The organism is Roseovarius gahaiensis, assembly GCF_011601345.1.
Taxonomy (GTDB): Bacteria; Pseudomonadota; Alphaproteobacteria; order Rhodobacterales; family Rhodobacteraceae; genus Roseovarius; species Roseovarius gahaiensis.
This window is the reverse complement of sequence record NZ_JAAORB010000057.1, coordinates 1-13,142: the sequence shown is the minus strand read 5'-3', so window position 1 is coordinate 13,142 and position 13,142 is coordinate 1. Positions and strand designations below refer to the sequence as shown.

The following is a 13,142-nucleotide window of genomic DNA, read 5'->3' as shown; positions in this document are numbered from 1 at the left end:
GCTGTCTCGCAACAACAATTCAACCAGATACGCCGCCAACCTTCAAATCGCCCAAACACCAGATCCAGTCATAACTCTTATGAACGCAAGGGTAGATATAGAATCCGATCAAAAGACGCCGCAATAATACCATAGGATATCTTGCCATGTTTTTCGTATATCAGAGAATTTCCCCTTACGAAAAGACGTTGCTAATTAGTTATTCATCCACCTAAAATCCTGCATGCGGTCTGGGCAGGAACAATACCCGTCATAGGCTTTTAGAACTGGCTTTTTACAGGTATCCGGTGCTTAGGAAAGCTGTACTACTAAAGGATATAGTGTGGAGTGTTCCGTGACGTCAAACCCCAAAAAGTCGGATAAAATCCGGATTCTTCTTGCAGACGATCATACCCTTATAGCACAGGCCGTTGCCAGCGTGCTGATGGAAAACGGGCAGTTTTCAGTCGATACTGTAGAAAACCTGCCCGACGCTATTGCCGTCATGACGGATGGCCCGCAATACGATTTGGTGATGTTGGATTTTCGGATGCCCGGCGTCGAAGGTTTCGATAGTCTTAAGCGGGTAATTGACTTGGACAGCGGGGCGCGGATTACCTTGTTCACCGCCAGCACCGATCGCCACATCGTCAAGCGCGCGATCGGACTGGGGTTGCATGGCGTCATCCAGAAGACGATGCAGCTCACGTCCCTTGAAAGCGCGCTGCGCCTGATCCTGTCTGGTCAGACTTTCTTGCCCTCTTCGGTGATCGAGGCACCGTCCAATGGTCCGATTGGCGACGATCTGACCGAGATTGAGCTGCTGATACTCAAATTTACGGCAGCAGGGATGACCAACAAAAGCATCGCCAGTCAGGTCGATCTGAACGAAACAACCGTCAAGATGCACATGCGCGCGATCTGCCGCAAACTTGAGGCGTCCAACCGGGTGCAGGCCGCTGTCATCGCCCGCAACAATGCCTTAATCGACTTCTGATTGCTGTTATCCGGGGGCCTGCGCCTTGGCCCGGATCAGCCTTTTGCAATCGGACATATCGGGTGGCATCTGGCCAGCCTTTGTCAAAGCGTATCTATGAGATCAGGCACCCGGCCCCTTGGTGGAATGGTCCAGTAGCTCCAGAAGCCTGTCCACCTGTTCTGCTTCGAAGGGCTTGCGCAGGACGGCGTTCATGCCGGCCTGCATACACATCTTCTGTTCCTTGGGGCTGGTATGCGCGGTCAGCGCCACCACCGGTAACAGGTTGCGCGCGTCATCGCCGCGGATGCGGCGCGTGGTCTCCAGACCATCCATGCCCGGCATGCTCAGGTCCATAAGTACGACATCAAACGTTTCACCCTTGATCATTTCCAGCGCCTCGGGGCCGCTTGCAGCTTCGAGCACGCGGTAATTCCGGCGCTCCATCAAAACGCGGACGACCATTCGGTTGATCGCGTCGTCGTCGACAATAAGGATGTTGCGCCGATCGTTCACCGGCCCCATCTGCCTGCCGATCGCGTCGATTGAGGGGTTATACAAGTTCGATGGGGGTCCATATCTCAAACCGCGTTCCGTCGTGAAGTTTGCTTGTGCAGGTGATGCGGCCTCCGAATTTGTTCACGATGGCCTGCGCAACGGACAACCCAATGCCCATGCCACGGTAAGATCTTGTAAAAGAGGATTCGACCTGTTCGAAGGGCATGAAAATACGCTCAAGTTCTGACTCTTGGATGCCGATTCCGGTATCTATAATCGCTATCTTAAGCCATTTGCAGCCATCCTGCTCGGAAATTTCGGACTGTAGCGTGATACTGCCGCTCTGGGTGAATTTGATCGCGTTTTCCATGATCTTCGAGATCAACTGCGACAGGCGTGCAGGGTCCGACACGATCCGCGTGCTGCCATCACCAAGCCCTATCCGATTGAACTCCAGTCCGGCATTCCGGGCAAGGTTGCTGTATAGCGCCTCGATGTCACGGATCTTTGCCTCGATGTCGAATGGCATTTTGTCTAGCCGGAAGGACTCTGTCGCGCCCTCGGCGAAATCCACCATGTGATCGACCAGCGCGTTCAATTCTTTTGCCGACGACCACGCCACATCCAAATATCTGTCACGGTTCACATCGTCCCTTTGCTCGCGGCAGATTGTTAGCATGCCCACCACACCGCTTAACGGCGTGCGCAGTTCATGCCCGGCGATCACCAGAAAGTCGCTCTTGCGCCTGTTCTCTTCCGCTTCCAGCCGCAGCGCCTCGCGCAGTTTGTTGTCTGAGCAGCGCACTTGGTCGATCATCGCTTTCAGCGACTCGTTGAGTTGCCACATCTCGGTCGAGGAGCGCTCCTCGTGGGGCAGGGTGATGGTGTAATCCCCGTCGCTGATCTTGCGGCTGATCTCAGTGAATTGCCGGACTGGACGGGCAAGCCTGCGCGATACCACCCATCCCGCGCCCCCCAGAAGGGCGGCCATCGTCACCGCCAGAAGGTAGAATTTCGACAAGCTGGCATTAACTGCGTTCGACAATTCATAGACTGGCTGTGGCACCATGACGGGCCAGCCCGTTTCGGGCACAAAGGTGATCCCGGCGATCATGTCCTTCTGCATGGGCGGGGAAAAGAACATCTCGACACCGGTCTCGCGGTTCAGCATTCGCCGCACGGCCGAGATATTCGAGGCATCCACCATGTTCTCTTCGACTTGGGTTGATGGGTGCGCGATGGCGCGACCGTCTTGATCGAAGATCGCTGAATGTCCGAATTCGCCAAAGGCAATGGCCCGTTGAACCGCCTTGATATAGTCGGTTTTCATATAGCCGATAGCCAGCCGCTGATCGGGAAGTTCGTAGCCCAGAATAAAGTATTTTTCGTCGCCGATCCGCTGCAGCCCCGAGATTTGAACCCCGCCCAGCATCGCATTGCTGCCTGCGCGCAGATCATCCAGCACAACCTGCTCCGGCAAGGGCAGATTCTTGCCAAGTCGATTGACTGGTGGTGAATCCGCCCGAAAATCCGGCAACAGAACCATGCTTTCCACGTTCAACGAGATCAGCAAAGAGAGATGTATGTCGCGCGAGGCGCGACTGTTAATATTACTGATTTCGATGGCCGAATGGACAAACACACGCGCAACGTCAGTGACATAACGCGACAGCGACAGCGACACGTTCTGCGCGATCACAAGATGCTTTTCCTGCGCCCGGTCAATCTCAGTGTTCATGAAGTTGCGATGGTTCCAAAACTGGATGACCAGTGCAAAAACAAGGACCGCGGCCAGAACCATCACCGCGATTTGTCGCTGCAGGGGCCAAACCCGTCCCTTGAAACGAGCCAGTTTTGCGCCGCTGCCGGATAGTCCGGGCAGCGGGCGCTCGGGTGTGTTTGCGTGCGCGCTCACGATACCTCCTGCAGTTCTCCTGCGCCGACCTTACACTCAAGGCGTGGTCGGGCCAGTCTCGATGGTCTGATGCTCTATTGGACCAAGGTCTGATATCGCATGCCGATCCCCTGGCTGGTGCTGTCCCAAAGACGGGGCGGAGGGGTGTCGACAGTCCGTGTCCTGCCACGGACAAAGGTCTGAATTTTGATCCGACATAGCGTGGAAGGCCGATCCCCGTCTTTGCGCCATAAGACGTGAGACAGGTTTGACCCAAAGGAGCACATGACATGGCCCGATCCCCTTCAAGACAGTCTGATAAGGATGCACGCGTTGCCCGCCTGACCGCCGGGTTGCGGCCGGTGTTCCTGTATATCTTCGGCCTGTCCGGGATCATCAATATCCTGGCTCTGACAGGCGCTTTCTACATGATGCAGATCTACGACCGCGCCCTGATGAGTGGCAGCATCCCGACGCTTGCGCTGATCTCGGCGCTGGCACTGGGGCTCTATATGTTTCAGGGAGGGCTTGACGTGATCCGTTCGCAGATCCTTCACCGGGTCGGCGCGCGTTTTGATGCCCGGGTTGCGCCCGATATCCACCGCATGAGCATCGACATGCCGCGTTATGGCTTTTCGGTCGCTGAAGCGATGGAGAGGGGCCGCACCGTTGATACGCTGCGCAATTTTTTCGGCGGCCCAGCACTTGTGTCGCTGTTCGATCTGCCGTGGATGCCAATTTTTCTGGCCTTCGTGTTTGTGCTGCACCCCTATCTGGGGGCGCTGGCCATCGGCGGTGCTGTGGTCCTGACGCTGATGACCGTCCTGACCGAGCTGATGACGCGCAAAGCCAATGCCCAGGTCAGCCGCGCCGCCGTTCAGCGCAGCTCGGTGGCCGAGGCCAACGCGCGCAATGCCGATGTCATCAAGGCGATGGGCTTCTCGTCGCAGGCCCTGGCCCAGTTTCAGCAGGCCAACGAGGCGCACTTGTCGCTGCAATCCGGCTCCAGTGACGTGACCCGCACCGTGGGTGCCTTGTCCAAGGTGCTGCGCATGATGCTGCAATCAGCGGTGCTGGGCCTGGGCGCTTATCTTACCATCATGGGCGAGATGACCGCCGGTGCAATCATCGCCGCCTCAGTGGCCTCGGCCCGTGCCCTTGCGCCCATCGACTCGACCATCGCCAACTGGAAAAACCTCATCGCGGCCCGGAACGCGATGGCGTCTGTCAAGCAGACTATGGCGGTTTTACCTGAGCAAGCAAGCCCGCTGCAAATGCCTGATCCGACACGGTCGTTTGCGGCCGAAGGGATTACTGTTGTGGCCCCAGGGTCGGGACGTGTGCTTTTGTCGGATGTGAGCATTCAGCTTGAAGCCGGGCAGGCGCTTGGCCTGATCGGTCCCAGTGGTGGCGGCAAGTCCTCGCTGATGCGGGCCATGGCTGGGGTCTGGCCGGTGCTGCGTGGTCATGTCCGTCTGGATGGTGCCGACCTGGTGCAGTGGGGCGAGGATACGATTGCGCGCAGCTTTGGCTATCTTCCGCAGGACTACACCCTGTTCGACACCACGATTGCCCGTAACATCTCGCGTCTTGCAGATCCCGATCCCGAAAAGGTGATTGCGGCGGCGCGTGCGGCTGGCGTTCACGAGATGATCCTTGCTATGCCCGACGGCTACGAGACTGAATTGGGCGCCAATGCCACCAGCTTGTCAGGCGGTCAGCGTCAACGCATCGCCCTTGCTCGGGCGCTTTATGGTGATCCGTTTGTCGTCCTTCTGGACGAGCCGAACTCCAACCTTGACGCCGAGGGCGAACGCGCTGTCAGCCATGCGATCCAAAGCATTCGGGAGCGTGGCGGCATTGTGATCGTCGTCGCCCACCGCCCAAGCGCGCTCGAGCATGTTGATCTGGTCGGTGTTGTTCAGGATGGCGCGCTCAGCCGCTTTGGCCCGAAATCCGATATCATGCGCGTCAAGCCAGCCCCGGTGCCGCCCGCCAAGCCGCTTCGCGCGGCTGGCACCGCCACAGGCACGGCCATGCAAGCCGCACTGGGCCCGGAGGACACGGGCACATGATCGAGGTAAAATCAGCCAAACAGGTTCAGACACCCGGCAAGGAGCGTCTGACCGCGATGGACGGCTTGCGCCAGACAGTGACGGCCATTCCCAAGCGCAAGATCGGTATGGCGATGATGGCCCTGTTCGGTCTGGTCGCCTATATCAAGACCCTGCTTGGCGGCTCCGAGGTTGCGGCGCAAGCCGCACCCGACACGCCCCTTGAGGCCGACGACAACGCCGCGCCGATCTGCGAGATGGACAATTCGTCTGCCGACAACAGCGGTAGCATGTCTTTTGGCAACGCCGAGCTGTTTCAGGCGGCCGCGGAGGCGCAGGGCGCGACCGTGACATCGCCGCAATCCTCGCCGCCCGCTGTGCTGTCGTCCGCCGGTTCGGGGCTGCAACCGCAAGGCTTCGATGCCTCCTCCCTTCAGCCTTTGAAATTTCAGTCGATGGCTGTACCTGCGCCCAACGGCCCGGACCTTGAGGGGGGTGGCGCAACCGATCCGATAACGCCGACAACCGGCGGCGGTATTGGTGGTGGCGGTGGTGGTGCGGGTCATGGTGATGTCACGCCCCCTGTGCCCAATGTCCCCGCCCCAGAAGATCAAGGCGGCGATGGTGGTGCAGGTGACGATGACGATGGCGCTGGTGCTGGTGACGATGACGATGGCGCTGGTGCTGGTGACGATGACGTCACGCCGCCTTTGCACGATGCCCCCGCCCCTGAAGATCAGGACGGCGATGGTGGTGCAGGTGATGGTGACGGCGGCGCTGGCACAGGCGACGATGACGTGACGTCGCCTGTGCCCGATCCCCCTGATCCTGAAGATCAGGGCGGCGATAATGGCACCCCCAAAGACCCGCCGCCGCCCGTCACCCCACCCGAAGATGGTGGAGAGGATGAAGGCGACAGACCTGACGATAAGGACAATACACCCATCGATCAGGGCAGCGCGCCTTGCGATGCCGGGTCCGACGCACCCTGTGACGACGCCACGGCCTGCGACTCCGGGTCCGACTGCGACCTATCTTTTGACTGTGACACGGGCCAAGGTTGCGATCCCTTCGCTGGGACCGATGTCGATTGCTTTGACGATCCGCTGCTGGCCACCCGTGATATCATCATCGGCCAATCGACCGCCGATGCTCTGTTGGGCACCGACGCCAACGATCTGATCTATGCAGGTGGAGGGGCCGACACCGTTCTGGGCGGCGCGGGCGATGACCTGCTGATCGGAGCGGCGGGCGATGACATCCTGACCGGCGGCCGCGGCAACGACCGTCTGGCTGGCGGGCAGGGTGCCGATACGCTCGATGGCGGTGCGGGTGATGACATTCTGACGGGCGGGACGGGCGACGACATTTTGTGGGATGGCACCGGTGCGGACCTTCTGTTTGGCGATGCCGGGAACGATACAATCCACCTGACCGCCGACGATGCGCCTGATACGGTCGAGGGGGGCGCAGGGATGGATCGGCTCGATTTGTCCTTTGGTGGACAGCCGGCGCATATCGACATCGCCGCAGGCACGATCACGCGCCCCGACCTTCAGCCGGACAGCTTTACAAGCATTGAAATTTTCACGGCAGGCCCCGGCAAAGAGGTATTCGACCTGTCAGGCTTTTTCAGCCCCGGAGCCTCTCTCATCCCTCAAACCGTGTTCCAGATCACCGAGTTTGGCTATGACGACACGCTGGTGCTGACCGATGATATTCACCTTGCGCTTTCTGATCTGCACGCAGTCAAGGATACCCGCGACATCCACAAGGACAGTTCGGATTTCGAGGCTCGGATCTCGGTCTTCGATCCTGAAACCGTGGCCGAAACCTATGGTCGCCCCGGTTTTCATCAGGACGATGAAGACGCCCTGATGCTTCGCCGCATAGAACTTCGCCAAGAACACGAGACCGGCGAAATCGAATTAGATCTCTGGATCAGCGGTCTCGATCGCGACTCCGATCCCTCCCAAGACTTCACATCCTGAACAGGAGCCTCGCCATGATGCACAACAGCAAAACCCCCGACGCCTCGAAAAACGCCATCTATTCCATTCGCGGGCGGGTGATCGCCGGTCTTGTGATGGCATCACTTCTGGTTGCCGCGATCTTTGGCTGGGCGGCGCATGCCAATCTTGCCAGCGCTGTAGTGGTCAGCGGCGAAGTATCGGTCAATCGCGATCTCCGCGTGGTCCAGCACCGTGATGGCGGCATCGTTAAGGACATCCTTGTCAATGTTGGCGATAGCGTCCGTGAGCGCGACATCCTGCTGCGGCTTGATGATACATCCGCCCGGACCGAGCGTGCGATCCTTCATGGCAAAATCGCCGAATTGGCGATCCGCAAAAGCCGCCTCGAAGCGCAGCGCGATCTCCTGACAGAATTTTCCATGCCAACAGACCTTGATAATCTGGTCGTATTGCCCGCGGCGCTCCAGGCGATCTATGTCGGTGAAAGGCGTATTTTTGAGGGCAACCTTTCATCCTTCGTCAGCCGCAAGGAACAGATCGACCTGGGGATTGAACAGATCCGCACCGAGATCGAAGGTCTGGAAGCCCGGCTTGATGCCAAGCATGATGAAATTCATCTTGTTCAAGCCGAAAGCGCCCGCGTCGAAGACCTGTCCGAGCGTCGCCTGACCGTGCGCAATGTTGCCTTTTCGATCGAGCGCGAGAATGTCCGCCTGCGTGGTGAACGCGGCGAAATCCTCTCGTCGCTGGGTCGGGCCCGCAGCCGCGTCAGCGAGCTTGAACTGGAAATCCTGTCGATGCAGGAAACCATGCGCACCGATGCGCAACGCGAACTGCGCGAGATCGAAACCCAACTGTCGGAACTCAACGAAAAGCGTTTCGTCATCGAAGACACCCTGTCGCGCACTGAAATCCGCGCGCCGATTTCGGGCTTGATCAATGATCTGAACGTCAATTCCGTGGGCGGCGTCATCAGCCCTGCTGAGATTCTGGCAACCATTGTCCCTGAAGAGTCCGAACTGGTCTTCAAGGCCCGCGTTCCGGCGGTGCAGATCGAACAGGTCGACACCGGATATGCCGCCCGGATGCGTTTTGTCGCCTTCGACCAGAACGAAACGCCCGAAATCGAGGGCACCGTATCCTATGTGGCCGCTGCCGCCACCAGCGACCCCGAGATGCCCGGTGATTTCTACTCGATCAAGGTCGATGTGGCGCCCGATCAACTGGCCCGCCTTGGCGGCAAGGAACTGCGCCCGGGCATGCCGGTCGAAGTTTATGTTACCACCGCCGAACGCACCGCCTTGTCCTATCTCGTCAAGCCCTTCAGCGATCAGTTCGCGCGGGCCTTCAAGGAAAGGTAATCGCATGCTGCGCATCAGACTTTCCACCGTTGCGTTGGTTCTGGCGACTTCTGCGCACGGGCAACCAAGGGACATGACCTGGCAGGCGCTCGACGGAGATACCCTGAACCTCAATGGCAGGATCATGAGCATTCACGGTGTCTCGTGTCCGCCAACGTCACTGGCGGCTGGCCTGAGGGCAAAGCGCCTCGCCAACACGTTTTTGCGGGGTGGCGTGGTGGTCTGCGTGACATCGCTTGAACGGAACGGCCGTGAAGATGTGGACTGCGCCAAGCGCGGCAATAACGGGCTGTCGCTGAGCCAGATGCTTGTATTCAAGACGCTCTGCACCCCGCGCCGCAATCAAAACTGCTTGACGCCGAATATTGACGCCATGCCCACCTACGCGCCGCCGCCGCGCCGGGCTGAAGACGCCTGACGCATCAAGATCACCGCCCAAATCCGACAAAAGAAACCACAACAATACAGGGACAAAAGTTCATGGGACGTAAAAGACGCAAGGACCACGATCGCGACAACGATAACAGACATCAGGGCGCATTCGAAATCAAGTTCATCCAAGATGGCAAGACGCACATTCTTTACCTCAAGGGCAAGCCCAGCGACTACGAGATCGACCATGACGACAAGGAACTTGAGATCGAGGCGCGGCGCGGCGATGCCGAATGGGAATTCGAAGATGTGAAAAGCTTCGAAATTTTGCGCACCCCCACGGATCAGTACTCGTCAGCCCCCGCGGAAACCTTCGCCCTTGCTGGTCCTTTGCGCGACTACGATTTCTTTCTTGACGACGGAGCTCTGATCGCCCGCAGCCGCATAGACGGCGAGGCCGAGAACCTTGAAGACGTCACCACGATCACCGCCGGTGGTGAAACCTTCCAGACGGCCTCTCTGATCGCAATGCTCGAAACGCCGGGTCCGGATCTTCTGGCCGAAGGTGGGCCGCGCCTGATGACGGTCAACACGCCTGACCCTACGCCAAGCGTGCTCTGGGACCAGATACTGCAATCCGTGATCGTCGAGACCGGCGGCGGCCCGACCAATGCCGCGCGCGCCTTTGCGATAGTCCACACCGCGATCTACGACGCACAGGCCAGTTATGACGCGCGCGCGCAGCGCGTGTCGATCGACATCAAGGGCGACAACCTGGATGTTGCGGAACTCGCCGATGCCTCCGGTGCCGAGATTGAGACGGCCATGCATGTCGCGGCCCATCGTACTCTGTCACACCTCTTTCCAGATCAGCGCGACATGTTCGACGACGTGCTGTCCGAACGCTTGGACATCGACATTTCGGACGACAGTCGCGCGCACCGCGTTGGCATTGACGCCGCACAGGATGTCGTGACCCCGCGTCTGGCTGAAGCGGCGGTGCTGGCCGACCTGTCGGACGGGTTTTACTCTCCGGTCAATCCCGACCCGGCGACGCGCACAGACATCGCCCGCTGGACCCCCGAAAAGCAGGGTGCCTTGGCCCCCGATCCCGACGCCCTGCAAACCTTTCTCACACCGGAGCGCAGCCTTGCTGAAGGCTTTGCGCTGCCTGAAACACCCAATGGCCTAACCGACACCTCTCTGACCCGACCCGATGGGCCAGAACCGTTCTTCACCGCCGATCAGCAGGACGCCGTTCTCAATTTCGACGCCAACACGATCACCCTTGCGGCCCCCCTTCAGCTTGACGGGCAGGTGTGGCAGGCCGGTCATACCATCCCCGTGGACAAGGCCCTGATTGGTGCGGTCATTAACCCGGCCTTCATCGCGCAAGCCGAAGCCATCGTGCAGACCAGCGCAACCCTGACCGAAGATCAGAAACTGATCGCCGAATTCTGGGAGGACGGCCCCGGCACCAGCTATCCGCCCGGCGCCTGGATGACGCTGGCGCAATATGTCTCGCAGCGTGACGGCCATGACGTAGCCTCGGATGCGCAGCTGTTTATGACGATGGGCAACGCCATGAATGACGCCGCCATCGCGACATGGGACGCCAAGGTGCATTTCGACTACGCCCGCCCGGTCACAGTGATCCGCGATTTGGGCAAGCTTGGCCTGATCGGTGAACCCGGCGTGGACGACCTTACCGGAGAGAGTGGATACGTGATTCAGGCTTTCGCCGACATTGATCCCGACACCGGCACCAGCCTTGGAACGCGCACGATCCTTGCAGAGAATTTTATCACCTACCAGCTGCCTGGCGGTGAACAATCGCCACCGTTCGCGGAATACACGTCGGGACACAGCACGTTCTCGGCTGCTGGCGCTGCGGTGCTAACCGCTTTCACCGGATCCGATCAGTTTGATGCGAACGTCACCGTTGCATCGGGCACCAGCGCCTTCGATGCTGCGCTGCCGAGCGAGACATACCTTTTTGAATGGGACACGTTCTCGCAGGCCGCCTCGGACGCGGGCGTATCGCGGATCTATGGCGGGATTCACTTCAGCGACGCTAATCTTGACGCGCTCAGCGCGGGCCAGACGATCGGCGCGGAGGCCTATGACCTCGCCACTGACTTCTTCACCGGTAACGCGCAGCCCGAACAGCAGCCCTTTTTCGACGAGTTTCTGTTCGGCTGAAGGGCCGCACGCTTATGACCGGATCGGGCATAAGCATCCCGATCCGATCCGGTCGCGTGACCGGCATCCAAAGCCTTTGCATGCGATCTGCAGCTTGCAGCCACACCGGTCACAGACAGGGTGTGTCAAACCCCTTGTCTGCTGCTGTTGCGGCCATTCCAGTTTCATACAGACGGCTAGCTTTCTGCGAATCATACAAACGCGAATCTTGAGATATCGCAAAGCGTCGCTTTAGCGGCTATCCCGGACTAAGACCAAAGTCCAAATTCTTGACTGACCAAGGGTCTCGGCGGTGTCTTCCGGTCAGGTGTCAATCCATCGCGCACTTATCGTCTAATGAAGCCTCGGACCATGATCTAAATCAAAATCAAAAGATTTATAAACTGTTTGAATTTAATATCTTAACAGAAAGCACTCCGCTTTCAGGCCCGTCCGCTGCGTTGTATTGAAAACGTCGTTTGCATCCGGTTTCGGACGGTTTGCCCGCTCGACGCGAGTCCCAAAGACGGCCAGCGTATCGAAAGATAGATCGGCTTGGGTCGTTTTTTCTGGGATAGTCGTTGTGCAAGTTCCGTTTTGGAAAAGAACGTAAACCAACCTGACATCGGAACGGGTGCGGAAACGATGCTGCGGCGTCCGCGCCGACCTTATGGGGACAAAAATGTATAGAACTATTGTGATTTGTGATCACGCCATCACGCGTGCAGGGTTCGAATGTTTGATATCCTCCTGCGAGTCCTTCGATTTGCATTACACTGTTGCCTTCACGCCTGAGCTTATTGACACATGCGCCCGCGACAAGATCGATGTGGTGATCGTGCATCTGGGCTCGTTGGATCAGCCGATGAAAACCCTGCGGTCGTTCCGCAAATCCTGCGAGGCCCTGCGCATCTTGGCCTATTGCTCGGCAAAAAGCATTGACACCGCTGTCGAGGCACTGGACGCCGGGGCCTCCGGCATCCTGACATACAATAGCGAATTGTCCGATCTTTGCGTGGCGGTGCGCCGTGTCATGAACGGCGACAACTATGTCCAGCCCGACATGGCCATGGACATCTTCGCCAAGCTGCGTCAGGCCGAAGCCAAGCGCAAAGAGGCCGAACGACTGCGCCTGACCGCCCGTGAAAGCCAAGTGGTGCGTCATCTGATGCAGGGCATGACCAACGGTCAGATTTCGGTCGAGCTCAAAATAAGCGAGAAAACCGTCAAGCACTATGTTGGTTCGCTAAAGGACAAGTTCGGCGCCGCCAACCGTCTTGAGGTGGTTCTGGAAGCCCAACGTCTCGGGGTCTGACACCGGTTTTTCGGGGGCGGTTGCCCGCCGCCCCCGTACTCGAATGGTCAGGTTGCGATTTCTTACCGCCTGGCCATTATAGCGGTGCGGTCGTGATGGCGTCTCAGGCATCTCCGGACGCGCCGCACCCCTTTTTCCCATAATGCGTATCCCTTAGTCCGCAGGTGCCTATGTCCGGCACCCGTGGCCCTGTCGCGTTTGCGGGCAGGGTTGCTTGCGTTTGCGAGCGTATGGGGACCGCCCCATCCGCCCGTGCGCCAAGCCCGCCTTGGACCTTGGTATCATTTTCGCTTGGACCTTCTCATCTGTGTCCCGTGGGGCATCGCCCTTAGCCTGTCTGCAACACATTGGTTCAGCACGTATCTTGCAGGAAGGCCGGCATGACACAGACACCCCCCCGCGCGACATGCTATGGCTGCCTTGGCTGTCAGCGTGGCCGCGAGTTTTATCTCGATGCGGCACTCAACCGTCTGCACGAGGAAGGGCGCTATCGCACCTTTATCGACATTGAGCGTCAGAACGGTCAGTTTCCTCATGCC

At 58.8% G+C, this 13,142-nt stretch carries 9 protein-coding genes; 7 read left to right on the top strand and 2 right to left on the bottom strand.

Annotation, left to right across the window (positions count from 1 at the left end):
- The first annotated feature begins 334 nt into the window (after positions 1-334).
- On the top strand, positions 335-976 hold the full coding sequence (locus HAT86_RS17090; RefSeq protein WP_167200179.1) for a response regulator: 642 nt from the start codon (positions 335-337) through the stop codon (positions 974-976).
- A 102-nt stretch (positions 977-1,078) separates the two neighbouring features.
- Here HAT86_RS17090 and HAT86_RS15950 read toward each other — a convergent pair whose 3' ends face one another.
- Together HAT86_RS15950 and HAT86_RS15945 are read right to left on the bottom strand one after the other, a co-directional pair.
- Positions 1,079-1,516 (bottom strand): response regulator, encoded by a 438-nt coding sequence (locus tag HAT86_RS15950; RefSeq protein ID WP_231125944.1) that lies wholly within the window; start codon positions 1,514-1,516, stop codon positions 1,079-1,081.
- Complete coding sequence (locus HAT86_RS15945) at positions 1,509-3,368, bottom strand: sensor histidine kinase (RefSeq protein WP_167200176.1); 1,860 nt, start codon at positions 3,366-3,368, stop codon at positions 1,509-1,511. The genes HAT86_RS15950 and HAT86_RS15945 overlap by 8 nt, the downstream gene beginning before the upstream one ends.
- 269 nt (positions 3,369-3,637) lie before the next feature.
- Between HAT86_RS15945 and HAT86_RS15940 the strand changes: the two genes are divergently transcribed.
- The 6 genes from HAT86_RS15940 to HAT86_RS15915 all read left to right on the top strand — a co-directional run bounded on the left by HAT86_RS15940 (position 3,638) and on the right by HAT86_RS15915 (position 12,603).
- The gene (locus tag HAT86_RS15940; RefSeq protein WP_231125943.1) at positions 3,638-5,422 is read left to right on the top strand and encodes a type I secretion system permease/ATPase; all 1,785 of its coding nucleotides are present in this window, start codon (positions 3,638-3,640) and stop codon (positions 5,420-5,422) included.
- Positions 5,419-7,392 (top strand): calcium-binding protein, encoded by a 1,974-nt coding sequence (locus HAT86_RS15935; protein WP_167200173.1) that lies wholly within the window; start codon positions 5,419-5,421, stop codon positions 7,390-7,392. Before HAT86_RS15940 ends, HAT86_RS15935 begins: the two co-directional genes overlap by 4 nt.
- A gap of 14 nt (positions 7,393-7,406) precedes the next feature.
- Positions 7,407-8,735, top strand: coding sequence for an HlyD family type I secretion periplasmic adaptor subunit (locus HAT86_RS15930; RefSeq protein WP_167200170.1), 1,329 nt, complete (start codon positions 7,407-7,409; stop codon positions 8,733-8,735).
- 4 nt (positions 8,736-8,739) lie between these two features.
- Positions 8,740-9,153: a hypothetical protein gene (locus HAT86_RS15925; RefSeq protein WP_167200168.1), complete on the top strand. Its 414-nt coding sequence runs from the start codon at positions 8,740-8,742 to the stop codon at positions 9,151-9,153.
- A gap of 62 nt (positions 9,154-9,215) precedes the next feature.
- Positions 9,216-11,309, top strand: coding sequence for a vanadium-dependent haloperoxidase (locus HAT86_RS15920; protein WP_167200165.1), 2,094 nt, complete (start codon positions 9,216-9,218; stop codon positions 11,307-11,309).
- A gap of 661 nt (positions 11,310-11,970) precedes the next feature.
- Positions 11,971-12,603, top strand: a complete 633-nt coding sequence (locus HAT86_RS15915; RefSeq protein WP_167200162.1) for a response regulator transcription factor — start codon at positions 11,971-11,973, stop codon at positions 12,601-12,603.
- Positions 12,604-13,142 lie beyond the last annotated feature (539 nt).

Bases quoted from the DNA above. Each gene is read 5' to 3' on its own strand.
- HAT86_RS15930 (WP_167200170.1), top strand. From the start codon at position 7,407: ATGATGCACAACAGCAAAACCCCCGACGCCTCGAAAAACGCCATCTAT.
- HAT86_RS15925 (WP_167200168.1), top strand. From the start codon at position 8,740: ATGCTGCGCATCAGACTTTCCACCGTTGCGTTGGTTCTGGCGACTTCT.
- HAT86_RS15915 (WP_167200162.1), top strand. From the start codon at position 11,971: ATGTATAGAACTATTGTGATTTGTGATCACGCCATCACGCGTGCAGGG.
- HAT86_RS15920 (WP_167200165.1), top strand. From the start codon at position 9,216: ATGGGACGTAAAAGACGCAAGGACCACGATCGCGACAACGATAACAGA.
- HAT86_RS15940 (WP_231125943.1), top strand. From the start codon at position 3,638: ATGGCCCGATCCCCTTCAAGACAGTCTGATAAGGATGCACGCGTTGCC.
- HAT86_RS15935 (WP_167200173.1), top strand. From the start codon at position 5,419: ATGATCGAGGTAAAATCAGCCAAACAGGTTCAGACACCCGGCAAGGAG.